This is a genomic window from Halorubrum miltondacostae, assembly GCF_041379815.1.
Lineage (GTDB): Archaea > Halobacteriota > Halobacteria > Halobacteriales > Haloferacaceae > Halorubrum > Halorubrum miltondacostae.
Genome location: NZ_JBEDNY010000003.1, coordinates 94,330 through 115,871 on the forward strand (window position 1 = coordinate 94,330; position 21,542 = coordinate 115,871).

21 protein-coding genes are annotated in these 21,542 nt (G+C 69.4%); 8 read left to right on the forward strand and 13 right to left on the reverse strand.

From position 1 onward, the window contains the following. Positions 1-83: 83 nt before the first annotated feature. From ABNG04_RS09520 to ABNG04_RS09540, 5 genes are all read right to left on the reverse strand, one after another. The gene (locus tag ABNG04_RS09520; protein ID WP_371162130.1) at positions 84-1,115 is read right to left on the reverse strand and encodes a tyrosine-type recombinase/integrase; all 1,032 of its coding nucleotides are present in this window, start codon (positions 1,113-1,115) and stop codon (positions 84-86) included. After that, a complete protein-coding gene (locus ABNG04_RS09525; protein WP_371162132.1) occupies positions 1,108-1,488 on the reverse strand; it encodes a DUF5805 domain-containing protein in 381 nt (126 codons plus the stop codon). Before ABNG04_RS09525 ends, ABNG04_RS09520 begins: the two co-directional genes overlap by 8 nt. Before the next feature lie 420 nt (positions 1,489-1,908). Further along, positions 1,909-2,814 (reverse strand): phosphoribosyltransferase HisG-related protein, encoded by a 906-nt coding sequence (locus tag ABNG04_RS09530; RefSeq protein ID WP_371162134.1) that lies wholly within the window; start codon positions 2,812-2,814, stop codon positions 1,909-1,911. 107 nt (positions 2,815-2,921) lie between these two features. Next, positions 2,922-4,706, reverse strand: coding sequence for an alanine-zipper protein (locus ABNG04_RS09535; RefSeq protein WP_371162136.1), 1,785 nt, complete (start codon positions 4,704-4,706; stop codon positions 2,922-2,924). 93 nt (positions 4,707-4,799) lie between these two features. Then, the gene (locus ABNG04_RS09540; RefSeq protein WP_371162138.1) at positions 4,800-5,633 is read right to left on the reverse strand and encodes an MBL fold metallo-hydrolase; all 834 of its coding nucleotides are present in this window, start codon (positions 5,631-5,633) and stop codon (positions 4,800-4,802) included. 524 nt (positions 5,634-6,157) lie between these two features. Between ABNG04_RS09540 and ABNG04_RS09545 the strand changes: the two genes are divergently transcribed. The 4 genes from ABNG04_RS09545 to ABNG04_RS09560 all read left to right on the forward strand — a co-directional run bounded on the left by ABNG04_RS09545 (position 6,158) and on the right by ABNG04_RS09560 (position 8,177). Next, entirely contained in the window at positions 6,158-6,298 is a 141-nt protein-coding gene (locus ABNG04_RS09545; RefSeq protein ID WP_371162140.1) for a hypothetical protein, read from the forward strand. Between the two features lie 122 nt (positions 6,299-6,420). Next, positions 6,421-7,164, forward strand: a complete 744-nt coding sequence (locus ABNG04_RS09550; protein ID WP_371162142.1) for an SDR family NAD(P)-dependent oxidoreductase — start codon at positions 6,421-6,423, stop codon at positions 7,162-7,164. Positions 7,165-7,275: 111 nt separating this feature from the next. Further along, complete coding sequence (locus ABNG04_RS09555; RefSeq protein WP_371162143.1) at positions 7,276-7,713, forward strand: hypothetical protein; 438 nt, start codon at positions 7,276-7,278, stop codon at positions 7,711-7,713. A 50-nt stretch (positions 7,714-7,763) separates the two neighbouring features. Next, a complete protein-coding gene (locus ABNG04_RS09560) occupies positions 7,764-8,177 on the forward strand; it encodes a universal stress protein (protein ID WP_371162145.1) in 414 nt (137 codons plus the stop codon). 78 nt (positions 8,178-8,255) lie between these two features. Here ABNG04_RS09560 and ABNG04_RS09565 read toward each other — a convergent pair whose 3' ends face one another. From ABNG04_RS09565 to ABNG04_RS09585, 5 genes are all read right to left on the reverse strand, one after another. Next, the gene (locus tag ABNG04_RS09565; protein ID WP_371162146.1) at positions 8,256-9,629 is read right to left on the reverse strand and encodes a glutamate-5-semialdehyde dehydrogenase; all 1,374 of its coding nucleotides are present in this window, start codon (positions 9,627-9,629) and stop codon (positions 8,256-8,258) included. After that, entirely contained in the window at positions 9,613-10,488 is an 876-nt protein-coding gene (gene proB / locus ABNG04_RS09570; RefSeq protein ID WP_371162148.1) for a glutamate 5-kinase, read from the reverse strand. Before proB ends, ABNG04_RS09565 begins: the two co-directional genes overlap by 17 nt. Beyond that, positions 10,481-11,257, reverse strand: a complete 777-nt coding sequence (gene proC / locus ABNG04_RS09575) for a pyrroline-5-carboxylate reductase (protein WP_371162149.1) — start codon at positions 11,255-11,257, stop codon at positions 10,481-10,483. The genes proB and proC overlap by 8 nt, the downstream gene beginning before the upstream one ends. An 89-nt stretch (positions 11,258-11,346) precedes the next feature. Then, positions 11,347-12,375: a glycosyltransferase family 4 protein gene (locus tag ABNG04_RS09580; protein ID WP_371162151.1), complete on the reverse strand. Its 1,029-nt coding sequence runs from the start codon at positions 12,373-12,375 to the stop codon at positions 11,347-11,349. A gap of 34 nt (positions 12,376-12,409) precedes the next feature. Beyond that, positions 12,410-13,276, reverse strand: coding sequence for a hypothetical protein (locus tag ABNG04_RS09585; protein ID WP_371162153.1), 867 nt, complete (start codon positions 13,274-13,276; stop codon positions 12,410-12,412). A 119-nt stretch (positions 13,277-13,395) separates the two neighbouring features. Between ABNG04_RS09585 and ABNG04_RS09590 the strand changes: the two genes are divergently transcribed. Further along, positions 13,396-14,409 (forward strand): lysylphosphatidylglycerol synthase transmembrane domain-containing protein, encoded by a 1,014-nt coding sequence (locus tag ABNG04_RS09590; RefSeq protein WP_371162155.1) that lies wholly within the window; start codon positions 13,396-13,398, stop codon positions 14,407-14,409. 100 nt (positions 14,410-14,509) lie between these two features. Here ABNG04_RS09590 and ABNG04_RS09595 read toward each other — a convergent pair whose 3' ends face one another. Continuing rightward, a complete protein-coding gene (locus tag ABNG04_RS09595) occupies positions 14,510-16,243 on the reverse strand; it encodes a DUF2070 family protein (RefSeq protein ID WP_371162157.1) in 1,734 nt (577 codons plus the stop codon). Beyond that, the gene (locus tag ABNG04_RS09600; protein WP_371162159.1) at positions 16,244-17,308 is read right to left on the reverse strand and encodes a glycosyltransferase; all 1,065 of its coding nucleotides are present in this window, start codon (positions 17,306-17,308) and stop codon (positions 16,244-16,246) included. A gap of 287 nt (positions 17,309-17,595) precedes the next feature. Here ABNG04_RS09600 and ABNG04_RS09605 point away from each other — a divergent pair, with 287 nt between their 5' ends. Further along, a complete protein-coding gene (locus ABNG04_RS09605; RefSeq protein WP_371162161.1) occupies positions 17,596-19,053 on the forward strand; it encodes an NAD(P)H-hydrate dehydratase in 1,458 nt (485 codons plus the stop codon). Next, on the forward strand, positions 19,046-19,564 hold the full coding sequence (gene moaC / locus ABNG04_RS09610; RefSeq protein ID WP_371162163.1) for a cyclic pyranopterin monophosphate synthase MoaC: 519 nt from the start codon (positions 19,046-19,048) through the stop codon (positions 19,562-19,564). Before ABNG04_RS09605 ends, moaC begins: the two co-directional genes overlap by 8 nt. Before the next feature lie 28 nt (positions 19,565-19,592). Here moaC and ABNG04_RS09615 read toward each other — a convergent pair whose 3' ends face one another. Beyond that, the gene (locus ABNG04_RS09615) at positions 19,593-20,774 is read right to left on the reverse strand and encodes a glycine cleavage system aminomethyltransferase GcvT (RefSeq protein WP_371162165.1); all 1,182 of its coding nucleotides are present in this window, start codon (positions 20,772-20,774) and stop codon (positions 19,593-19,595) included. Positions 20,775-20,877: 103 nt separating this feature from the next. Here ABNG04_RS09615 and ABNG04_RS09620 point away from each other — a divergent pair, with 103 nt between their 5' ends. Further along, positions 20,878-21,540 (forward strand): S26 family signal peptidase, encoded by a 663-nt coding sequence (locus ABNG04_RS09620; RefSeq protein WP_371162167.1) that lies wholly within the window; start codon positions 20,878-20,880, stop codon positions 21,538-21,540. The last annotated feature ends 2 nt before the right edge of the window (positions 21,541-21,542 follow it).

A 21,542-nucleotide genomic window follows, 5' to 3' on the forward strand; every position in this document is an offset into this window, starting at 1 on the left:
GCGACATACGATTTACTTGTTCGCGATCGAGCGTTATTCGTTGTCTACGAGACGACTAAAAACGCGGGAGTGTCGAGATCCGATTACGGAAACAGCCGATAGACGTTCGCCTCGTACGTCTCCCGAACCTGATCGCCCCAGTTGTGGGTGTACGTGTCGATCACGTCGTCGGCGACGTCGCCCCGGAGGTACTTCACCACGCCGCGGTCGCCGGTCCGGTCGCGGAGGTGCGTCGTGAAGAAGTGGCGGAAGTAGTGGGGCGTGACGTTCTCGTCGGCGCCGCCACCCGTGCGATACCACCCTTCCTCCCTGGCGTACCGCTCCACGACGTGCCTGACCGCCTGCGGTTCCAGCCGTTCGCCCCATCCCTCTGCGGTGCCGACGAACAGCGGCTCGGCCGGCGACGCCGAGTCCGGCCGCACCGCAAGCCAGCGCTTCAGCGTGCGACGGAGCTCGTCGTCAACCGGGATCACGGTCCCGCGTTTCCGCTTGTTCGCGGCCGTCCGCACCTCGCCGTTCAGCTCCTCGCCGACGGCGGCCTCGGCCGTCACGTAGACCGAATCCGGTCGCTCGGACAACGCCGGGCGGTCCCCGAGCGAGTACGCCGCTTTGAGGTCTGCGTCAACGACCGAGACGTCGCGCAGATCGAGGTTACACAGCTCTCCGACCCGCATCCCGGTCTTCAGTAGCGTCACCACGAGCGCGCGGTGGAGCGGGTGACTGATCTCGGCGACGAACGACCGCATCGCCGGGATGGAGACATCGCGGCGGGCGGGGTCCTTGTCGACAGTCTCGTCCATCTCCTCCATGACGAGCGTCATCGGGTTCCTGTCGAACGCGCCCACCTCCGTCATGTACCCGTAGAACCGGTGGAGGTACGCGGCGTAGGTCGCGACGGTGCTGTCCGCGACATCGCCCCGCAGCGAGTGGACGAACGACATACAGTCCCGGTGCGACGCTGACGCCGGGTCCTCGCCGTCGAGGAACCGCTCGAATCGCCGGAGGACTCGCTCGTACGCCTCCCTCGTTCGGTCCGTCTTCCCGTGGTAGGTGAGGTCCTCGAGGAAGTACCCGACCGGATCGTCGGGGTCGGGGGCCGCGCGCGTGCTACTCATCAGTCAACACGTACCCTCCGTCACGACCGCTGTATCGGACGTGGTTCCGATCCTGGAGCTCGTCGAGCGTCGCTTCGAGCTCGTCCTCCACGTCGCCGACCACCGCCTCGACGAGCTCGTCCCACGAACGGGGGCCGGATTCGAGAGCCTCGCGGACGCCGCTTTCCAGGTCGTGACCCCCAGGGTCTGAGGGCTCGGAAGCGGGTTCCTCGCGCGGCGGTGAGTCGTCCGGGGCGAACCCCCGTCGCCCGGCTTGGACCATCGTCCTGACGAACTCGCTCAGCGACATGTCGAGTTCGTCTGCGTGGTCGCGCCACACGTCTTTCTGTTCCGTCGGCACGTACGTCTTCACCGACTGTCGGTCGCCTCCCATCTCTCGAACGGGGGTTCTCGTTGCGGTCACTTCAATATGTCCCAGATTTCCGGATAAAGTCACTTATCATCTAGTGTAGGCCCCTCATATGACTCCGCAGAGCTGTCTATCCAGTATTCTAGTACTGTTATCACGATAATGTGGGCTTACAATTACGCATATAAAATATTTCGACGAAGTGCTCCAGTGGCTCCGGCAGGTGTGACGCACTCGTCTCGATATCGATCGAGAAGTCGCCGCGACCAGTCGACGGCCACCGACCTGTGACCGAATCAGTGTTTCGCGTATCTCGAAGCGAACTCCCAAAGTTCACACAGGGTGAACTCGGCGGCGAATGGGGCCCCGACCAGAAGCCAGATCAGTACAGTCCGACAAGACACGGACACGTATATCGCATGTCGCGATATCGTCGGCGCGGAGTCAGACGCTGATCTCCGAGTCGGCCGCCTCGCGTTCGAGCGCGCGGAGGACGCGGGAGACCGATTCGTCCGTCTCGACCGCGTTCCGCATCAGGACCGTCTCGCTCGGGAACAGGTGCTCGCCGACGGAGAGGCCGTGTTCCCGGGCCGTCGACCCGGTGACGGTGAGGTACACGCCGAGTCCGAACCGGGCGATTGCGGCCTCCTCCTCCTCGTGTGCGTCCGGGTAGACGAACTCCACGCCGTCGAGCGCGTCGGTCCCCAACACCGCCGTGACGAGGCGCTCGTACCGCGGCGAGATACACAGCGGCCCCTCGTAGTCGGCGAGGTACTCGCGGTCGAACGTCGTGTTCGGGGCCCGTCGGTCCTCGCGTCCCATCAGCGTGTGGTACACCGTGTCGCCGAGGCCGGTCGCGACCCGCACGTCGGTGTCGACCGGGTCGATGCGGTCGTTGATGTCGGCGATGGTGCCGAGCCCGCGCTCTCTGATCTCAACTACCTCTTCTAAGACGAGGTCCGCTGAGTCGAATCCGAGCGCGAACTCGTGGGTCCGCAGGGCCCGAAACGGCTCCTCTCGCCCGACGAGTTTGACCGTCACGTCGCCCAATTCGACCGTGGCGGCGTCGAAGACGATCCGACGGGGCTTCCCGTCCCTGTCGTCGCGCAGCAGCGTGAACTCCGGCTCCGTCGGCGTCGTGTGGTCGGAGTACTCCGCCAGCCGCTCGTAGGGGCCCTCGTCGGCGTCGACCGAGCCCTTCGTGACGGCCTTCTCGTACCGTAGCGTGTTGCTCACGTCGTCGGCGAGCCGGTCGAGACGCTCGCCGTCAGTCACGGCCGCGAATTGCTCTAACACCGCTTCGAGCGGGCGACCCTTGCGCGGGACGGCGACCGGAACCGGGTCTGTCATTGCGCTATCTGCGGCCGCGCACCTGAAACGGGTTGCGTTTCGGAGCCGGCAGCAGGTGGGCCGTCGACAAAGTTAGACAAGTGGGCAAAACGCCCGAGTGCGTCGCCTTACGGGCCGAACGCTTCGTTGAGGCGCGTCCGGAACTCGTCGAGCTCGTCGAGGTGCTCGTTGATCTCGTCGATCTCGGCGGTGACGTCGTCGAGGTCGTCGCCGAGCCGGTCTTCGATGTCGGTGAGCCGCGAGTCGACCTTCGCGAGGTCGTCCCACAGGTCGTCGAACTCCTCGTCGAAGCGCTCGAGCCCGGACTCCACGTCGTCGACGCGGTCCGCGGCGTCGGCCGCCGCCTCGTCGGCGCTCTCTGCCGTCTCCTCGGCGGTCTCTGCGCGTTCCGCCGCCTTGTCGACCTCCTCGTACAGCGTCTCGACGTCGTCGCCCAAGTCGTCGACCGTCTCCGCGACGGCGTCCGCCTCCCCGTCAACCCGCTCGACGTCGGCGGCGAGGTCGTCCACGTCGCTCTCGACGGCGTCGACGGCGTCGTGGACCGATTCGACGGACTCGTCGACCGATTCGACGTCGGCCTTGACCGTCTGTACGTCGTCCTCGACGTCGCGCACGTCGGCGTCGACCGTCTCGACGTCGCCCTCGACGGAGTCGACCCGTTCGTCGACCGCGTCGACCGCCTCGGTGGCGGAGTCGACCGCCGAATCGACGCGCTTGACATCGGACTCGATCGCCTCGCGTTCGTCGGCGGCGGCGTCGAGCCGGTCGTCGAGGGCGTCGACCTCGGACTCGACGTCGTCGACCCGCTCGTCGATCCCGTCGAGGATCTCCCGGGCGGTCCCCTCGCCGTCGATGAACTCTGCGAGCGCGTCGGCGTACGCCTCGATGTCGGCCACGCTCGACTGGAGCCGAGCGATCCGCACGTCGACGCTGCGCGGGACGCCCGCGCCGAACGCTTCTTCGATGGTCTCGACGTCCGCCTCGTCGGCCGCGCCGGAACGGATTTCGCTCGCCAGCGCCGCCGTGAGGCCTCCCTCCCCGGGCAGCGTCGCCGTCTCGTCGGCTTCCTCGGCTCCGTCGTCCGCCTCGGTTTCGACCGACTCCGTCGTGTCGGCGTCGTCGCTCTCGAGTGTCGCGTCGGCCTCGTCGGCCGCCGGCTCCGGTTCGTCTTCGGACTCTGTCTGTTCGTCGGGCTCCGGCTCAGCTTCAGGCTCCGGCTCGGCCTCCGTCTCGACCGCGGAGGCGGCGGAATCGCCCCCGTGCGGCGTGACGGCGGCCGTACTCTCGCTCCCGACAGCGCGGGGTTCGGGCGCGTCGGGCTCCGGTTCCTGCTCGGGGTCGGGCGTTCCATCGTCGTCGGACGCGTCGGCTGGCTCCGCGGCCGGCTCGTCGGTCGTGGGCTCCTCAGCGGGGTCTTCCGGCAGGAGCTCGTCGCCCTCGGCCATCCCCGGGAGCGTCGCGCGGTCGCCGGAGAGGACCTCCCTGACGGCGTCCGTGTCGCCGGCCCCGAGGACGTCCTCTATCTCCTCGCCGACAGGCACGTGTTCGATCACGGGTGTCCCGAGGAACCCGTCGAGGTCGGGGTCGTCGTCGCGGATCCCGAACACCGTCTCGACGGTCTCGTCGGGGTCTATCACGCGCTCGAACTCCACGCGGTGGTCCTTGTACGCGGTCCAGTTCTCGCTCTCGTACTCCGGATGGAACCCCACACGGTCCATCGGGAACGACTCCGGGATCCGGTCGACGATACGCACCCGTACGGGGTCCTCGCGGTGTGAAGAGAGGGTGTACATCACCGCGGGCACGGGGAACGCGTCGTCAGTGAAGGATTTCTCGACGCGGATGCCGTCCTCGTCGACGGTCGTGGCCGCCTCCGCCGTCCGTTCGCTCATGTCCGCACGTCCCGGAGCAGGGGCTTAAATTCCACGGGCCGCGTTTCGTGGTTGATAACCGAATTCCGGCGAAAACGGCCGTTCAACTCCCGTTTACAGGTCGATTCGGTCGCCGATCTCGACTATCTCGAGCCGGTTCGGCGACGCGTAGCTCCGCACGTGGTCGTGGAGCGCGGTCGGGTCCGCGGTCAACCCTTTCCACATGTCCCAGTGGGTCGGCACCAGCCGGTCGAGCCCGAGGTCGTTCGCGGCCGCCGCAATCTCGTTCTCGTCGCTGTACCACTTGGTTTGGACCGGTTCCCCCGTCTCCTTGTCGGGAATCGTGCCCTCGGAGCCGAACGCGAGGATGCCGACGTCGATGTCGAACCGCTCGGCAAGCCCTGCGAACGTCGGCGACGGCTTGCTGTCGCCGGCGTGGAACACCGTCCCGGCGTCGTGCTCGATCACGTAGCCGACGGGGTGGGTGGCGTCCGGGTCGTGCGTCTCGGCCACGTGAATCGTGAACTCGCCGATCCGCAGCTCGTCGCCCTCCGTCACCTCGGTGAACGCGGCTTCGTCGACGGCGTACTCGTCGGTCCAGCGCTCCTCCTCGCGGGCGACCGCGAGTGAGTCGTCAGGCGCGACGAGGTCGGCGTCGGTGTTGGCGAGAATCGGCGCCTGCGACGGCCCGTGGACGTGGTCCGTGTGCTCGTGGGTGGCCAACACCGCGTCCGCGACGTCCACGTCTTCGGGGTCGAACGGAATCGGGATCATCCGCACCGTCCGCGGGGGGTCTCCCGTCCCGACGTACGGGTCGATCCAGAGGACGGTCCCCTCGCTCCCCTTGATCGCGAAGCCGTTACAGCCCAGGTACCACAGCGCCACCGTGTCGGGGTCGGCGTCCGCGACCGCGCGCGGCAGCCAGTCGCCCCAATCCGAGTCGGTCATACTCCGTGCTGCGAGAGCGCCGAGGGTAATAATTCCGGAGTGAGGCCGAAATCGATCGAATCGATTCGATTTTGTCGTATTCGTGCCCACGAGAATCAGTCCGAGACGAAACGCGTAAATCGTATGTCGCTATATCGAATTTGAGGCCCGAGTGACTGGAAACGCTAACTCCCGAACGAACCCAGAACCGGCGCGATGACGTCGCTACCGTCGCGCCGCGGTCACCCGCGAAAGTGATGACGACTTCCTCGACGAGGTCATGAACCTGCTTCAGAGATGATCAGGACCGACGTGTACGGCGGCTTCTCGTGATGCTACCTCCTACGGCGACGTTCGGGTGGCGCGTGTGTCGCTGCTTGTCGACCTCCCACCGCCGGCTTCCCCCTAGCTGCCACTCCGCCAGGCCTGCGCCGACACCGGTCGCGTGACGAGCGGTCGGCGGGCTCCGAGAGCCGTTCGCGGTCGATACAGGCCGATCACGACCAAGGATTTAATCGTCCGCAATTGGTATGATATACTGTACCATGTGTCACGGACACACCCCGCGAGAGTGGACGCGAGACGAAGAGGAGACGACCGAGGAGGCCGTCGAAGACCCGTCGCTGTCCGAACCCGAAGAGGCGACGGACGTCGAGATCCTCACGGACGGCGGCGACGACGAGTAACCCGGCAGTCAACTCGCCAGCGACGGTCACACCACTGCTTTTTCGAGACTCGGGTAACTTGTGACCGTCGGCACCGCGACCCGTGAGGAACGCTTAGGAGCGGTCCGGTACATGGATCTCACATGGAGCTACGCCCCGATCTGAGCGGACGGACGGCCCTCGTGACCGGCAGTGCGAAGCGCGTCGGCCGTGAGCTACTGCTTTCGATCGCCGACTGCGGCGCCGACGTCGTGGTACACTACAACGAGAGCGAGGCGGCGGCGACCGCCACCGCCGAGGAGGTCCGCGAGCGAGGCGGGACCGCCCTCACCGCTCAAGGCGACATCACCGACCCGGACGCCGTCGACGAGCTGTTCGACACGGTCGAGGCCGAGCTCGGGTCGGTCGATATCCTCGTCAACAACGTCGGCGACTTCGACGCTCGCCACTGGAGCGACATCGAGTGGGAGTCGTGGCGGAACGTGGTCGAGACGACGTTCTACGGCACGGTGCTCTGCTCGCGTCGGGCCCTGCCCGCCATGCGCGACCGGGGGTGGGGCCGGATCGTGAACCTCGGCTTCGCCGACAGCGATCGGATGCACGCCCACCCCGTGAACTTCCCCTACTTCGTCGCGAAGACGGGTGTACTCATGTTCACGCGGATGCTGGCGGCGGACACCAGCGACGACGGGATTACGGTCAACGCCGTCTCGCCGTTCGCCGTCTCGAACACCGAAGCCGGCGTCGAGGACTTCCCTCGCGGCCGCCCGGCGAACTTCGAGGACGTCGCCGCGCCGCTCCGGTTCTTCCTGAGCGACGCGGCCGCGTACGTCAGCGGCGAGAACGTCGCCGTCGACGGCGGGCGGCTGCCGGAGTTCGACGCCTGATTGGGAGGGCGTGGGCCCGTCACGGTCGCGGCCGCGCTTCCAGGGAGCGACCCGTCGATATGGACCAATTCGGGCCGAGACGCTCTTGCTCGCTCGGCCGCAGTATCTCGTATGCCCGACGACGCGCCGGAACGCCACCCGCGGACGGTCTCGGTCGACCCGCCAGTTTACCTCGAGACGTTCGCGACCCACCTGACGGCGACGTGGAAAGCCGGCGGCCCGGCAGAGTTCGTCGACGCGGTCCGCGCGCTCGAGACCGTGCCGCGGTCGGCGACGACGGTCGTCGACGACGCGACCACGGCGGGTCGTCGGCGCGTCCCGCTCTCGGAGGTCGTTCCCGACGGAGACGCGACGACCTACCTCAGAGTCGAACCCGACGCGCCGTGGACGCTCTCGTGGGAGGCTCGGACGCGGCCGGTGGTCTCGACGAGCGGCGCGCCGCCGCCAGGCCTGTGCCGGCGGCTTCACCTCGCGACCACCGAGTGCGTGGCGTGGGACGACGAAGCGGTCGCGACGCTGCGTCGGGCGACGAGCGAGGCGAACGGGTGACCGACCCCGACCGGAGCAAGCGTTAATATTATCTGACACATGAAAGACGTATGGCTATTCTCGCTGCCATCAGCGACGACGACCGCTACGAGGCGGTGATCGAGACCGCGGCGCGGCTGGCCGGGGCGACAGGACAGTCGCTGACGGTCGCCCACGTCATCGCCAACGCGACCGCGTCGGGGGCAGAGCGGAGCTTCCGCGACGAGATCGAGTCGTTCGTCGAGGATATCGGCGTGGGGACGACGGTCACGCTCGAACATCTCGACCGGAGCGGGCTCCGGTCCGGAACGGCTGTCGGGAAGCAGCTCGTCGACATGTCGGACGACGTGGCCGTCGAGCACATCGTGATCGGCCACCGATCGAAGGGCCAGTTGGCGTCGCTCCGAGAGGGGAACACTGCGTTCGCCGTCGCGGAGGGAGCGTCGGTGCCGGTGACGATCGTCCCGGACGCGACCGACGAGTAAGTGGGCGCTACTCGTCGGCCGCCCACTCCCCGCGGCCCGGACAGTGGCGGTCGTGCCGACGAGCTGCGGTCGCGGAGGCTAGTGCGTCGACAGCGAGCCCGGCGTCCACTCCGCGTCGTCGAGTTCCCGGTGCGTGAATGGGATGGCGTCCTCGCCGCTGTAGCTCGCGACGAGGTGGCCGTCGCCCTCTAAGTAGTACTTGTAGGTCGTGAGCCCCGCCAGTCCCACCGGACCGCGGGCATGGATCTTCCCGGTCGAGATGCCGACCTCCGCGCCGAGTCCGTAGCGGTAGCCGTCCGCGAACCGCGTCGACGCGTTGTGGAAGACGCTCGCGGCGTCAACGCCGGTCATGAACGTCTCGGCCGCCTCCGCGTCCTCGGTGAGGATCGACTCGGTGTGTTTCGAGCCGTGTTCGTTGACGTGTTCGACCGCGTCGTAGACGTCGTCGACGACCTTGATCGACAGTTCGAGGTCGCCGTACTCGGCGTCCCAGTCGTCGTCGGCCGCGGGGGCGACGTCGACGACCTCGCGGGTCCGCTCGTCGCCGCGGAGCTCGACGCCGGCCGACTCGTACCGCTCGACGAGGCCGGGGAGGAACGCGTCGGCGACGGACTCGTGGACGAGCAGCGTCTCGACTGCGTTACACACCGCGGGGTACTGGACCTTCGCGTCGAAGGCGACGTTGGCCGCCATCTCCAGATCGGCCGCCTCGTCGACGTAGACATGGCAGACCCCCTCCGTGTGACCCAACACGGGGATCTGGGTGTGCTCTTGGACGTACGAGACGAACTCGCTGGAGCCGCGCGGCATCACCAGGTCGACGCGGTCGTCGAGCTCGAGGAGGCGGTCGACCTCCTCGTGCGCCTCGATGTGCGCGGCCCAGCCGTCGGGGAGGTCGGCGGTCGCGTCGACGATCGCCTCGTGGAGGGCCCGGTTCGACTCGCTGGCCTCGCTGCCGCCCTTGAGGACGACCGCGTTGCCCGACTTCAGTGCGAGCGCGGCGATCTGGACGAGGGCGTCCGGCCGCGACTCGAACACGGTTGCGACGACGCCGATCGGGACGGCGACGCGGTACAGCTCCAGCCCGTCGTCGAGCTCGCGGGCCGCGAGCGTCTCCCCGAGCGGGTCGTCCTGCTCGGCGACCGACTCGACCATCGACGCGATCTCCTCGATTTTCGTCTCGTCGAGCTTCAGGCGGTCGACGAGGGCCTGCGTGTATTCGCCGTCCGCGAGCATCGCCTCCGCTTCCTCGACGTCGACCGCGTTCGCTTCCAAGATCTCCGCCTCGCGCTCGCGGATCTCGTCGGCGATGGCCCGGAGCGCTTCGTTCCGGGTGGCCTCGTCGGCGTTCGCGAGCCGAAGCGCGGCGCTTTCGGCCCGCCGGGCCAGCTCGTCGGTGTCGGCTTCAACGTCGGTCTCCGGTTCCGTGTCGGTGTCACTCATCGTCGTCACCAGTCTTCGGCACGAATAGCGTGCCCGTCGGCTTACCCGCTGCGATCCGCTCTAACACGTCGCGCTCGGCCGACCCCGCGATGATCGCCGGGATCCCGTGGCGGCTCACGTCGTGGGCCCCCTCCACCTTCGTCCGGATCCCGCCGAAGGCGGTCTCGGTGCCGTCGCCCACGATCTCACGGAGGCGGTCGTAGCCGTCGTCGACCGCCTCGATCAGCCCCGCGTCTGCGTCGCGCTTCGGGTTGCCGGTGTAGACGCCGTCAACGTCGGTGAGCGTCACGAGGAGGTCGGCGTCCAACCCGATCGCGATCGACGCCGACAGCATGTCGTTGTCGCCGATCCGTAGTTCGTCGGTCGCCACCGCGTCGTTCTCGTTGACGACCGGGACGACGCCCCACGAGAGAAGCATCTCGACGGTGTTCGTGAAGTTGTCGAACCGGTCTGGCGCGTCAAGGTCCGTCCCGGTGACCAGAATTTGCGCGACGTCCTGGTCGAACCGCTCGAAGCTCTGCGTGTAGTGTCGCATCAACAGCCCCTGTCCGACCGTCGAGAGCGCCTGACTCTCCGCGATCGAGTCGACGCCGTCTCGAGACTCCGGCCCCACGTCGAGTCGCCCGCTCCCTGCGCCGACCGCGCCCGACGACACCAATACGACCTCCGTCCCGCGCTCGCGGAGGTCCATCACGTCCGCGACGAGCTTGTCGAGCTTCACGCGGTCGAGCCGGGAGTCGTCGTCGGTGAGCGAGTTCGTCCCGGCCTTCACGACCACTCGGTCAGCCGTGGCCGCCTCTCGCCGAGCGGCTTCGACGCGCTCGCCGTCGGTCGCGCCCACCCGCTCGATACCGGCGTCCTCAGCCATCGTCGAACGCCTCGGCGAGCTCGCGCGACCGGCGCTCCGCGGCCGCGACGGCCTCCTCGACCGCGGCGTCGGCGTCGCTGTCCCACAGCACGTCCATCCCCTCGATGGTCGTCCCGTTCGGCGAGCAGACCGCGTCGATCAGCTCGTCGACGCTCCGGTCGTCGCGCAGCACCGTCTCCGCCGCGCCCTTGAACGTCTGCGCGGCCAGCGTCTCCGCCTGCTCGGGGTCGAGCCCGCTCTCGATCCCGCCCTGCTTCATCGCGTCGATCAGGTAGAAGGCGAAGGCGGGACCGCTCCCGTTGACCGCCGTGGAGACGTGCATCAGCGACTCGTCGACCTCGACGAACTCGCCGACGTCGTCGAGCATCGCCCGGACCTCGTCGGTGAGGCCCGCGTTCGTCGCCGCGGCGGCCATGTCGCCCGTCTCGGCCGCGAGGTTCGGCATGATGCGGACGACCGACGCGTCCGTGCGCTCGGCGACGAACCCGCGGGGGAGGCCCGCGGCTAGCGTCACGAGCTGCTGGTCGTCGCGGAGGGCCAGCTCGTCGAGCACCGCCGGGGCCACGTCCGGCTTCACCGCGAGGACGGCGATATCGGCGTCGCGCGCCGCCGCCACGTCCTCGGTCGTCTCGTCCACGACGTCTTCGATCGCGGCGAGCGCCTCGGGGTCGAGGTCGATCGCCGTGAGGTGATACCCCTCCGCGCGGGCCAACCCCCTGAGCAGGGCCCCACCCATGTTGCCGCAGCCGATAACGCTGACTCGGACCATTTGGCCGTACGGACTCGGTCACCGGACATACCAACTGCGGTTTTCGCAAATTTCCGGGCGCCCGCCGCGAGACGGCCGCGACGGCGCTCCTACGCCAGTTCCGCGTACAGCGACCGGTATCGGTCAGCGATCGCGTCGAGGGCGAACGCCTCGCTGCGCTCGGCGGCGGTCGTGCCGAGTTCCGCTCGTCGGTCCGCGTCGCGAAGCTCGTCTATCGCCTCGACGAACCCAGAGACGTTGTCGCCGGGCGCGTCGGCCGCGCTCGCGGCGTCCGCCCCGTCGCGCTCGTCGCCCACCTTCAGGCACTCCTCGCCGTCGGCCAGCCACGAGAACGTCTCGATGTCGCGCACGACGAGGGGTTTCCCGGCCGCCATCGCCTCCAACAGTGCGATCCCCTCGTTCTCCTCGTGCGTCGGGAAACAGAAGACGTCGCCCGCGGCGTACGCGCCCCGAATGTCGTCGACGAACCCCGTGAACGTACAGTTCGACGGCGCCTCGTCGATGAGTCGTTTCGTCTCGCGGCCCTTCAGCGACCGGTCGACGTGGCCGAACCACGCGAAGTCGACGTCCGGCATGCGGTGGGCCGTCTCGACGAACGTCTCTAACCCCTTCCGCTTGATCACGTGCCCGACCATGAACACCGTCGGCGGGTCGAGGTCGTAGCGCTCGCGGTACTCCGCCTCCAGCGACTCGAAGCCGTCGAGCTTCTCGCGGTCGACGCCGTTCGAGACGACCGTCGTCGGGACGTCCGCGTACCCCTCAATCAGGTCGCGGTTGTACTCCGAGGGGCAGATCAGCCGGTCTGCGAGCCGGTACGCCCGCCGGAGGTACGGCTTGAGCGGCCGCGCGAGCGCGTTCGTGAACCGGAAGCTGTCGCCGAAGTCCTCGGCCGTGACGTGGGTGTGCGCGACGACCGGCACGCCCGCCCGTCGGGCCCGGCGCGCGTACCAGACCGAGCGCGGCCCCATGAGGTTGAGATGGAGCACGTCGGCGTCGAGCGTCGGCTCGGTCGTGTACTCGATCCCCGCCAGGTCGAACATCTTGCGCTGGTGGTCGACGGAGGCGGCGATGCCGCCGGTGACGTGCTCCTCGAGCTCGAAGTAGTGGCTGACCTTCATCGTCGACGCTGGGAGCGGCCTCGGACGGGCTCGGTCACTCGACTTCCAGCCACGGGACCTCCATCAGCGCGGGGATGTACGTCTCGATGTGGTGCTCCCAGACGCCCTCCTCGCCGAACGCCTCGCCGTGGTCGGCGGTGACGACGACGTCGCCGTCGAGCTCGTCGACGAGCTCGGAGACGCTCTCCAAGGCGATCCGGAGGTTCTCCTCGTACATCGACAGCGCCGTCACGCGGGTGCCGTCTTTCACGAGGTCCTTCGGGTCGAGCTCGAGCCACAGCCCCGCTTTCTGGGCGAACTCGCTGTCGTCCAGCCGGCTCTCGATTTTCGGCCGGACGGTGTCGCTGAGCGACGAGAGGAGCCCGCCGTCGTCGTCGCCGGCGTCGCTCGCCTCTTCTTCCCCCTGCTCTCTGATCCCCTTCTGGATCTGCTTGAGCTTCTGCCCCTTCCCGCGGGAGAGGTAGGGGGCGTGCGGCTGCATGTAGTGGAGGACGGTGCGGTCGGCGCGCTCGACCGCGTCGCGGTTGTTCCGGTACGCACGGGTGAGCCCCTCCGGCGGGACCGTTCCGAGGTCGTCGTCCCACTGGGTCTTCCAGACGTCGTGGATGTCGCTGATGTGCTCGGAGGCGGTCCACTCGTAGTCGCAGCTCGCGCCCCACTTGAGCTCGTTCAGCGGGATCCCGAGGTCGTTGATGAACGGGTTCCCGGAGAAGTACGCGATGTCGTGCTCGCCGGTGAACGTGCGGTAGGCCCACTCCGGCGTCGACGAGCCGACGCTCTCGCGCTTCTCGAGCGTTCCGTCCAGATACTCGTCGTACACGTCCGCGAACACGTCGTACCGGCACGCGTCGAGCACTAAACAGTAGTCCCACTCCGACTCGAGGAACCGCTGATCTTCCATTGCGTGAGCCGTCGGCCCGCCGGTACGTATGTATTCTCATTCTGGCCTTCGGTCGCGACGGCCGCCGCACGACGGCGGCGAAGCAGACGTTTCAAGTTCGCTACGGTGTCACCTTGTCCATGGAAGGCCCACAACGGCGCGCGCTGATCCTCGGGGCGGGCGGCGCCGTCCTGCTCCTCGCGGTCCTGTTCGTCGTCGTGGGCGTCGACCGCGTGGTCGGCGCGCTCGCGGCCGCCGACCCACCCCTCGTCGCCGCGGCCGCCGGGCTGGGGCTCTGCTGGCTCGCCGCGTGGAGCCTGATGCTGCGCGCGGTGTTGGGCGCGCTCGATGTCGAGATGTCCGTCCCGACCGCGTTCCTCGTGTACAGCGGGGCGGCCTTCGCGAACAACGTCACGCCGTTCGGGCAGGCCGGCGGCGAGCCGGTCGCCGCCGCGCTTATCTCGAAGGTGGGCGAGGCGCGGTACGAGACGGGGCTCGTCGGCATCGCGAGCGTCGACGTGCTCAACGTCGTCCCCTCCGTCTCGCTCGTCTTCCTCGGCGTGGGCTCGTACGCGGCTACCACCGCGGTCGGCGACCGCGTCGGGTTCGCCGTCGCGAGCGCGGTCGGTCTGATCGCCGCGATCGTCACGACGATCGCGTTCGTCTGGCGCTACCGCACCGCCGTCGTCGACCGCGTCCCGGGTGCGATCGGCCCGTTCCTCGGGCGCTTCGACCGGTTCGACGCCGAGACTATCGAGGCGGGGCTCGCCGACCGGTTGGGGAACTTCTTCGCCGACATCGAGCGCGTCGGCACGGACCGCGCCCGGCTCCTCGGCATCGTCGGCTTATCGCTCGTCGGCTGGCTCTTTCAGGCGGCCGCGCTCACGGTCGCGTTCGCCGCGGTCGGTCATCCCATCTCGCCGCTGATCCCCGTCTTCGTCGTCCCGCTGTCGTACGTGGCGGGCGCGACGCCGCTCCCCGGCGGGCTCGGCGGCATCGAGGCCGCGCTCGTCGGCCTGCTTGTCCCCACGACCGGCGTGGCCGCGTCCGCGATCACCGCCGCGGTCTTAGTCTTCCGCGGCGCGGTCTACTGGCTCCCGATGGTGATCGGCGGGGCGTCGGCCTCCGCGCTCGGCGTGAAGGCGTTCGAGTAGCGCGGGTTTCGCGGTCGCGACGAGCAGAGAGGACTCGGCCGGACCGCCGAGGGAACGCGGGACACCGACCTCTGCCGACTCCCTCCGCGACGGCCGCGACTCAGAAGAACAGCCACAACACGAGCAGCACGTACAGCGTCACCAGCGAGATGACCGTCAGCCGGATGAGGATGTTCACGCTGAACACGAGCCCGTTGTAGTCGTTCTTCAGGAGCTTCACGGGGGCCGCGCGTCGGCTCTCGAACCCCACGGTCGCGGGCGAGAGGTCGTCGACTGCGCGGTCGACTGCGCGCTCGATGGCATCGGTGTCGGACTGGCGCATGTTCGCCAGCTCGTGGATCGACGCGTGGGTGTCCGTCGAGAAGGGGATCACCGCGTCGAACTCGTCGCGGTACGCGTCCGCGGTCGCCCGCACGTCGGGGGTGAGCCCGTTCGTGTCGACCCCGATCCAGAGGACCTCCTGCCCGTCGACGCGCTCGACCATCGCCAGCGCGTTCTGACTGTCCCGCGTCACGGAGAACCCGGCGGCGTAGTCGTCGGCGAGGTCGGCGGCCGCGAGCCGGTCGCGGAAGTCGTCGAAGGCACGCTTCAGGCGGTCCGCCTCGGCGGAGCCGTACTGGATCTCGACGTCGGGCCCCCGCTGGATGTCGTGCCTGTGCTGGTCGATCAGCAGCACCTCGTCGTGGTCGACGTCGCGCATGAACACGCCGGTGTCGTAGTCGTCGATCCCCTCCCCGTGAAGTACGACCACCTGTTGGTCGCCGATCCGCCGGCCGTGGAACCTGACGTCCGCGTACCCGTCGCGCTCGCCGTACGACTCGGTGACGAGCCGCGACGCGCGGTCGGTCCGGTCCGGATCGGTGACCGCGTCCAGGATCCGCTCGGAGTCCGCCGGGTTCGAGAGGTCCTCCTTGTGCGTACACGGGACGTGGAAAAAGAACCCGGCGTCGCCCTCAGCGGCGGCGGTCCCGCCGTCCGCCGCGACCGCGGCGCGGTCGGCCGCATCGACCCCGCGGCCCTCGTTCAGCGCGTCGATCAGGCTTCCGCTCAGCTGGCCGCCCCCGAACCCGCCAAGCGGGCCGGGGTGGACCCACGGGGCCGCGACGGTGAGTCGATTCCCGTTGTCGACCGCGAACGTCTCGACCGCGGGGCGGGCCTCGACGCCCAAGTCGAGCGACTCGCGGTCGTTCCGGAGCAGCCCGGAGGTGAGCTCGAACGCGGAGACGTCGGTGTTGCTCCGGATCAGGTAGTCGACGACGAGGAGCACTAACACGAGGAAGCCGGCCGCGATGAGCAGCGAGGCGAACGCGAACACGTGCCGGTACGTCGAGAAGCCGAGCTCGCTCCCGCCCAGCGCGTAGAAGGCGGCGATGAGCAGGGCCGGCTCGGCGAGCGACGCGAGGAGGATCCGGTCGGAGCGGTCGATCCCCGTCGAGACGACGAGCACCAGGATGTTGATCAGGTACAGCGTGATGAAGCTCAGCCAGATGATGCTCCAGGCGTTCCCGACGTTGTCCGCGCCGGAGAGCACGAGCGCGTAGACGAACAGGACGAGCTGTGAGGTGAGCGCCAGGAAGTAACTCCACGGGCGCGGGTAGCCGTCGAGGACGCGGGGGAACAGCTCGGCGGCGACCGCGAACGGGACGAAGAAGATGAGGACGGCGACGGGGACGATACGGGAGGGGTCCGGCACGAACGGGGTGAAGAGCGTGATCGCCGCGACCGTGGCGACGCCGTACACTCCGCTCAGGAGGACGAGCGCGGCCGCCTGAACCCGGAGCCGCGGCACCGAGAACACGAGCCGTTGGAACGCGTCGACGTTGTCCGCACCCATCTAGGCGGTCACCCCGTAGATCGACTCGAGTTCGTCTATCGTCCGCTCCACGGAGAACTGCTCGACGGCCGTGCGCGTGTCCCTGTCGCCCTCGAGGCAGTCGCGGACTGCGCGTTCCATGTCCCCGAGGTCGCCCAGCGCGAACCGTGCGCCGTTCTCGGGCTCGATCGTCTCGTCGAACGGGGCCACGTCCGCGGCGGCGACCGGGGTGCCGCAGGCGTTCGCCTCCAGCGTCGAGAGCCCCAGCGTGTCGCAGGTCGACGCGGTGACGAAGACGTCGAGCGCGGCGTAGAAGCCGGGGAGGTCCCCGCGCGGGAGGAAGTCGTGGAACCGGACGTTCGGCGACGCGCCGGCCTCCAGCTCGGCCCGGACCGGCCCCTCCCCGACGAGCTCGAACCGCACTTCCGGAAGCCGCTCCGCGAGCCGGAGGATCTCGTCGACGTTCTTCTTGTGGGCCATCCGGCCGCTGTACCCGACCACCGGCGCGTCGGCCGCCGTCGGACCGCCGTCGGTCGCGAGCGCGGCCACCCGATCGCTCTTGCCCGGCCGGAATCGGTCCATCTCGATCCCGACGGGGAGCCTGACCGGATCCACGTCGCGGCGGATCCGGGAGGTCGAGGCCGTGACGCAGTCGAAGGCGTTCAGGAAGCGGTTCTCGTAGGCGACGTACGCCCGCCCGGCGAGGGCGGCGAGCCGCTCCGACTTGAGCCCCTGAACGAAGTAGTCCTCGACCGGGGTGTGGTGAGTGTACACCGACGTCGCGCCGTACCGCTTTGCGTAGCGGAGGCCCATCAGCCCCGTCGACGCCGGACCGTGGCAGTGGACGACGTCAAGATCGGGGAGCGTCGAGAGACGGCGGTACGTCGGGAAACGGTACTGCCGGTAGAAGGGGTTCGGCAGCGAGGGGACGGGGATCTCGTGGTCGTCGGGCTCGTGGCCGCTCTCCGGATACACGACGGACACATCGTGGCCGCGGGACTCGAGGCGGTCGCGCCACGCCTGGATCGTGTACGTGACGCCGTCGATCCCGGGGAAGTAGCTGTCGGTGAAAAATCCGATATTCATGGTAACGTCTGTCGATCGAGCGGTCGGCCGCGACCGTCGCGGCGGACGTCGAGGGGAGGGACCGGACCGGGTACGTCGGGCGCGGAGGGCGCTACCGAGGCGGTCGCGCCGACGGAGAGTGCCGATGCCACAGTTACTTGCGGGATTCTCCACCGGACCGCTTCAACATTTTCATTTCCCGAAGCGCGACCCGCTGCGGGGCTCGGAGCGCGTCCGACGCCCGCGAGCGGCCGCGCCGACGGGGTCGACCCCGCCCGCTTAATCCCCGGGCGTCCGAACGCCCGCCCATGATACCGACCGACCGGATGGCGGCCGTCGACGCGAACGCGGCCGCGCTCGGCGTGCCCCGCAAACAGCTGATGGAGTCGTCCGGGAACGCGGTCGCTCGCGAGGTCCGGGCGGTCGCGGAGCCCGGCGCGGCGGTCGCGCTCGTCTGCGGCCGGGGAAACAACGGCGGCGACGCCCTCGTCGCGGCGCGGTTCCTCGACGAGTACGACGTCGCGGTCCACCTGCTCGGCCGCCCCGAGACGATCCGCACCGACATCGCACGGGAGAACTGGGCGGCACTCGCGAACACCGACGTTCCGACCGAGACGGTGACGGACTCGCGCGACTTCGCCCTCGCGGCCCCCGACGCCGACGCCCCCGACGTCATCGTCGACGCGATGCTCGGCTCGGGGATTGCGGGGGGACTCCGTGAGCCGGAGCAGACGGCGGCCGCGGCGATCAACGCGAGCGACGCGACCGTGATCGCCGTCGACGTGCCCTCCGGGATCGACGCCGACACCGGCGACCTGACGGGCGAGTCGGGATCGACCGCCGTCGAGGCCGACCGCGTCGTCACGTTCCACGACGAGAAGCCGGGACTGGGGTCACTCGACGCCGCGGTCACGGTCGCGGACATCGGGATCCCGGCCGCCGCGGAGCGGTACACCGGCCCGGGAGACCTCCTCGGACTCGGCCGCGACCCGGACTCCCACAAGGGGGACAACGGCGAGGTGCTGGTGGTCGGCGGGGGGCCGTACACCGGCGCACCGACGCTGGCCGCGCTGGCCGCGCTCCGGGCGGGCGCGGACCTCGTGCGGGTGGCGTGTCCCGAGTCGGTCGCCGGCGCGGTTCAGGGGTTCTCGCCGAACCTCATCGTCCGCCCGCTGCCGGGCGACCGGGTCGGGTCCGCCCACGTCGAGCGGGTCGCGTCGCTCGCGGCCGGGGTCGACACAGTGGTCCTCGGCCCGGGGCTCGGCGACGGCGACGGAGTGCGCGAGTTCGTCGCGGAATTCCTGACGGCGTACGACGGCCGCGCCGTCGTCGACGCCGACGCGCTCCGGGTCGTCCCCGGGGTCGACACCGACGCCGAGTTGGTCTGTACGCCGCACCAAGGCGAACTCGTCGACATGGGCGGCGAGACGGCGTCGGACCCGGACGAGCGCGCAGAGTTGGTCCGCGAGTTCGCCGCCGATCTGGGCCACACCCTGCTCGTGAAGGGCGCTGTCGACGTGATCGCTGACGGCGACGGTGTGCGTCTCAACCGCACCGGCAACCCCGGGATGACGGTCGGCGGAACGGGCGACGTGCTGGCGGGAACCGTCGGCGCGTTGGCGGCCGTGACCGACCCGTTCCGCGCCGCCGCGGTCGGCGCGTACGTCGTCGGGCGGGCGGGCGACGCGGCCGCGGAGGCGAACGGCGCGGGGCTGGTGGCGACGGACTTACCCGACCGGCTGCCGGAGGCGATGCGTGATGAGTGACGAGAAACCCGCGGCGTCCGGCGCCGGGAGCGCGGAGGACTTGACCCACACCGACGAGTCGGGCGACGTCCAGATGGTCGACGTGGGCGCGAAGCCCGACAGCAGCCGGCGAGCGGTCGCGCGCGGCGAGATCCGACTGACGCCGGAGACGATCGCGGCGGTCGAGGCCGACGCGGTCGAGAAGGGCGACGTGCTCGCGACCGCCCGGATCGGGGCCGTTCAGGCCGTGAAACACACCTGGGAGACGATCCCGATGTGCCACCAGATCCCGATCACGAACGTCGACACCGAGTTCGCGGTCGGCGACGACCGGATCGAACTGACGGTCGCGGTCGAGACAACCGGAAAGACGGGCTGCGAGATGGAGGCGCTGGAGGGCGTCACGACCGGCCTCAATACCGTCTGGGACATGGTGAAGGCGGCCGAGAAGGACGCTGACGGGAACTATCCCGACACCGGGATCACGGGCGTCGAAGTGGTCGAGAAGCGGAAGGAGCGCGTCGAGGAGTAGCGGCGCGCCGAAGCCGGCGAGCCCTATCTCAGCGGTCGAGGAACGGCGGGATCACGACCTCGGCGCGCTTCTCGTCGCCGCGCACGACGACGCTCACCTCGGTGCCGGGGTCGGCGTACGTCTCGTGGAGGTAGCCGAGTCCGATCGGCTCGTCGAGCGTCGGGCTCATCGTGCCCGAGGTGAGCTTGCCGACCCGAGTGAGGTCGCCGTCGGTGACCGCGTAGCCGCCACGCGGCACCCCGCGCTCGGAGAGCCTGACGCCGACGAACTGCTCGTCGACGCCCTCCTCCTTCTGCGCCTCCAGCGCGTCGCGCCCGACGAACTCCGTGTCGAGTTTCACGACGAAGCCGATCCGCGCCTCGTACGGCGTTCGGGGATCGCTCTCGGGGTCGAAGTCCTGCCCGGAGAGCAGGTACCCCATCTCGGTCCGGAGCGTGTCGCGCGCGCCGAGGCCGCACGGCTGCGCCTCGCGGTCGTCGACGAACGCCGCCCAGACCGACTCGACGGCGTCGCCGGGACACATCACCTCGAAGCCGTCCTCGCCGGTGTACCCCGTGCGCGCGACCCAGCTCTCGACGCCCGCCACGGCCGCCGTCGTCGCCTCGAACTTCGAGAGGTCGACGACGCGGTCGCGGGGAGTCACCTCGTCGAGGGCGTCGGCCGCGTCGGGCCCCTGAACTGCGAGCATCGCCCAGTCCTCCGTGGCGTTCGCGACAGTCGCGTCGAGTCCCCACTCGTCGCGGTGGGCGGTCCAGCGGTCCTCCATCTGCCCGTCGTGGCCCGCGTTCGGCACGAAGAGGTATGCCGGGTCACCGCTCGGCGCGTCGAGGTCGCCGTCGTGGTCGCGCTCCACGTCCGCGAGCGTCGCTGCCCCCTCGCCGGCCGGGGTCCCGTCGGGGAGCCGGTAGACAACCGTGTCGTCGAGCATCACGCCCTCTTCGTCCGTGATCGCGGCGTACTGCGAGTCGCCGGGGTCGAGCGCGCGCACATCGTTGGTCGTGAGCCGGTTCACGAGGGCGGTCGCGTCCGGTCCGGCCACCTCGATCTCGCCCATGTGCGAGACGTCGAAGACGCCGACGAACTCTCGGACCGCGGCGTGTTCGGTCCGGATCGAGTCGAACTCGACGGGCATCTGCCAGCCGCCGAAGTCGGTGAACTTGGCACCGCGCGCCTCGTGGGCGCCGTGGAGCGGAGGGTGTCGATCGGTCATACGCGCACCACTCCGGGACGAGCCTAAGGCTTTGTGACATCGGCGGTCCGCGCGCTCCCGCTCGGCCGACAGTCTCAAGCGGTCGCCGGTCCCCCTATCGGGCGTGAGCAGCCGACGCCCCGCCGGCTCCGGTCCGATCACCCCCGCGGTCGCGGTCGTCTTGATCGCGGTCCTGCTGGGCGCGCTCGTAGGGACTTGGCCGCCGTTCGTGGCGGTCGAGAGCGGCAGCATGACTCCCAGCGTCGAGCGCGGCGACCTCGTCGTCGTCACCGCGGCGGACCGGGCCCCGTGGGGCGACCTCTCGACCGCCGCCGACGCGGACGCACCGACGCGGCTCGGCGGTCCCGGCGACGTGGTCGTCTACGCGGTGCCCGGCGTCGACGGAAGGCCGGTCTTCCACCGGTTGTCGTTCCCCGTCGAGGCCGGCGAGGACTGGACGGATCGGGCCGACCCCGACCTCCTCGAGGCCGACTGCGCGGAGCTCGTGACCTGTCCGGCCCCGTACGACGGCTATGTCACACGCGGCGACGCGAACGAGCTGTACGACCAGAGCGCCGGGATCGCGCCGGTCGTCCCCGAGGAGTGGATCGCCGGGAAGGCGCTGTTCGCGGTGCCAAACCTCGGCTGGGTCCGCGTGGGGGTCGACGCGGCGGCTGCGCGGTACGGGGGGGTCGCGACGGGGGTCGTGCTCGTCGGCCTCGCAGGACTGGCCGGCGGCGTCGGCGCGCTACTGATTGGGCGGGTTCGAACCGGCGACCGACGGTGAGC

Excerpts from the sequence above, each read along its gene's own strand:
- ABNG04_RS09605 (WP_371162161.1), top strand. The coding sequence starts at position 17,596 with ATGATACCGACCGACCGGATGGCGGCCGTCGACGCGAACGCGGCCGCG.
- ABNG04_RS09540 (WP_371162138.1), bottom strand. The coding sequence starts at position 5,633 with ATGACCGACTCGGATTGGGGCGACTGGCTGCCGCGCGCGGTCGCGGAC.
- ABNG04_RS09520 (WP_371162130.1), bottom strand. The coding sequence starts at position 1,115 with ATGAGTAGCACGCGCGCGGCCCCCGACCCCGACGATCCGGTCGGGTAC.
- ABNG04_RS09595 (WP_371162157.1), bottom strand. The coding sequence starts at position 16,243 with ATGGGTGCGGACAACGTCGACGCGTTCCAACGGCTCGTGTTCTCGGTG.
- ABNG04_RS09535 (WP_371162136.1), bottom strand. The coding sequence starts at position 4,706 with ATGAGCGAACGGACGGCGGAGGCGGCCACGACCGTCGACGAGGACGGC.
- ABNG04_RS09545 (WP_371162140.1), top strand. The coding sequence starts at position 6,158 with ATGTGTCACGGACACACCCCGCGAGAGTGGACGCGAGACGAAGAGGAG.
- ABNG04_RS09555 (WP_371162143.1), top strand. The coding sequence starts at position 7,276 with ATGCCCGACGACGCGCCGGAACGCCACCCGCGGACGGTCTCGGTCGAC.
- ABNG04_RS09585 (WP_371162153.1), bottom strand. The coding sequence starts at position 13,276 with ATGGAAGATCAGCGGTTCCTCGAGTCGGAGTGGGACTACTGTTTAGTG.
- ABNG04_RS09550 (WP_371162142.1), top strand. The coding sequence starts at position 6,421 with ATGGAGCTACGCCCCGATCTGAGCGGACGGACGGCCCTCGTGACCGGC.
- ABNG04_RS09560 (WP_371162145.1), top strand. The coding sequence starts at position 7,764 with ATGGCTATTCTCGCTGCCATCAGCGACGACGACCGCTACGAGGCGGTG.
- ABNG04_RS09590 (WP_371162155.1), top strand. The coding sequence starts at position 13,396 with ATGGAAGGCCCACAACGGCGCGCGCTGATCCTCGGGGCGGGCGGCGCC.
- ABNG04_RS09580 (WP_371162151.1), bottom strand. The coding sequence starts at position 12,375 with ATGAAGGTCAGCCACTACTTCGAGCTCGAGGAGCACGTCACCGGCGGC.
- ABNG04_RS09525 (WP_371162132.1), bottom strand. The coding sequence starts at position 1,488 with ATGGGAGGCGACCGACAGTCGGTGAAGACGTACGTGCCGACGGAACAG.
- moaC (WP_371162163.1), top strand. The coding sequence starts at position 19,046 with ATGAGTGACGAGAAACCCGCGGCGTCCGGCGCCGGGAGCGCGGAGGAC.
- ABNG04_RS09600 (WP_371162159.1), bottom strand. The coding sequence starts at position 17,308 with ATGAATATCGGATTTTTCACCGACAGCTACTTCCCCGGGATCGACGGC.
- ABNG04_RS09530 (WP_371162134.1), bottom strand. The coding sequence starts at position 2,814 with ATGACAGACCCGGTTCCGGTCGCCGTCCCGCGCAAGGGTCGCCCGCTC.
- ABNG04_RS09615 (WP_371162165.1), bottom strand. The coding sequence starts at position 20,774 with ATGACCGATCGACACCCTCCGCTCCACGGCGCCCACGAGGCGCGCGGT.
- proC (WP_371162149.1), bottom strand. The coding sequence starts at position 11,257 with ATGGTCCGAGTCAGCGTTATCGGCTGCGGCAACATGGGTGGGGCCCTG.
- proB (WP_371162148.1), bottom strand. The coding sequence starts at position 10,488 with ATGGCTGAGGACGCCGGTATCGAGCGGGTGGGCGCGACCGACGGCGAG.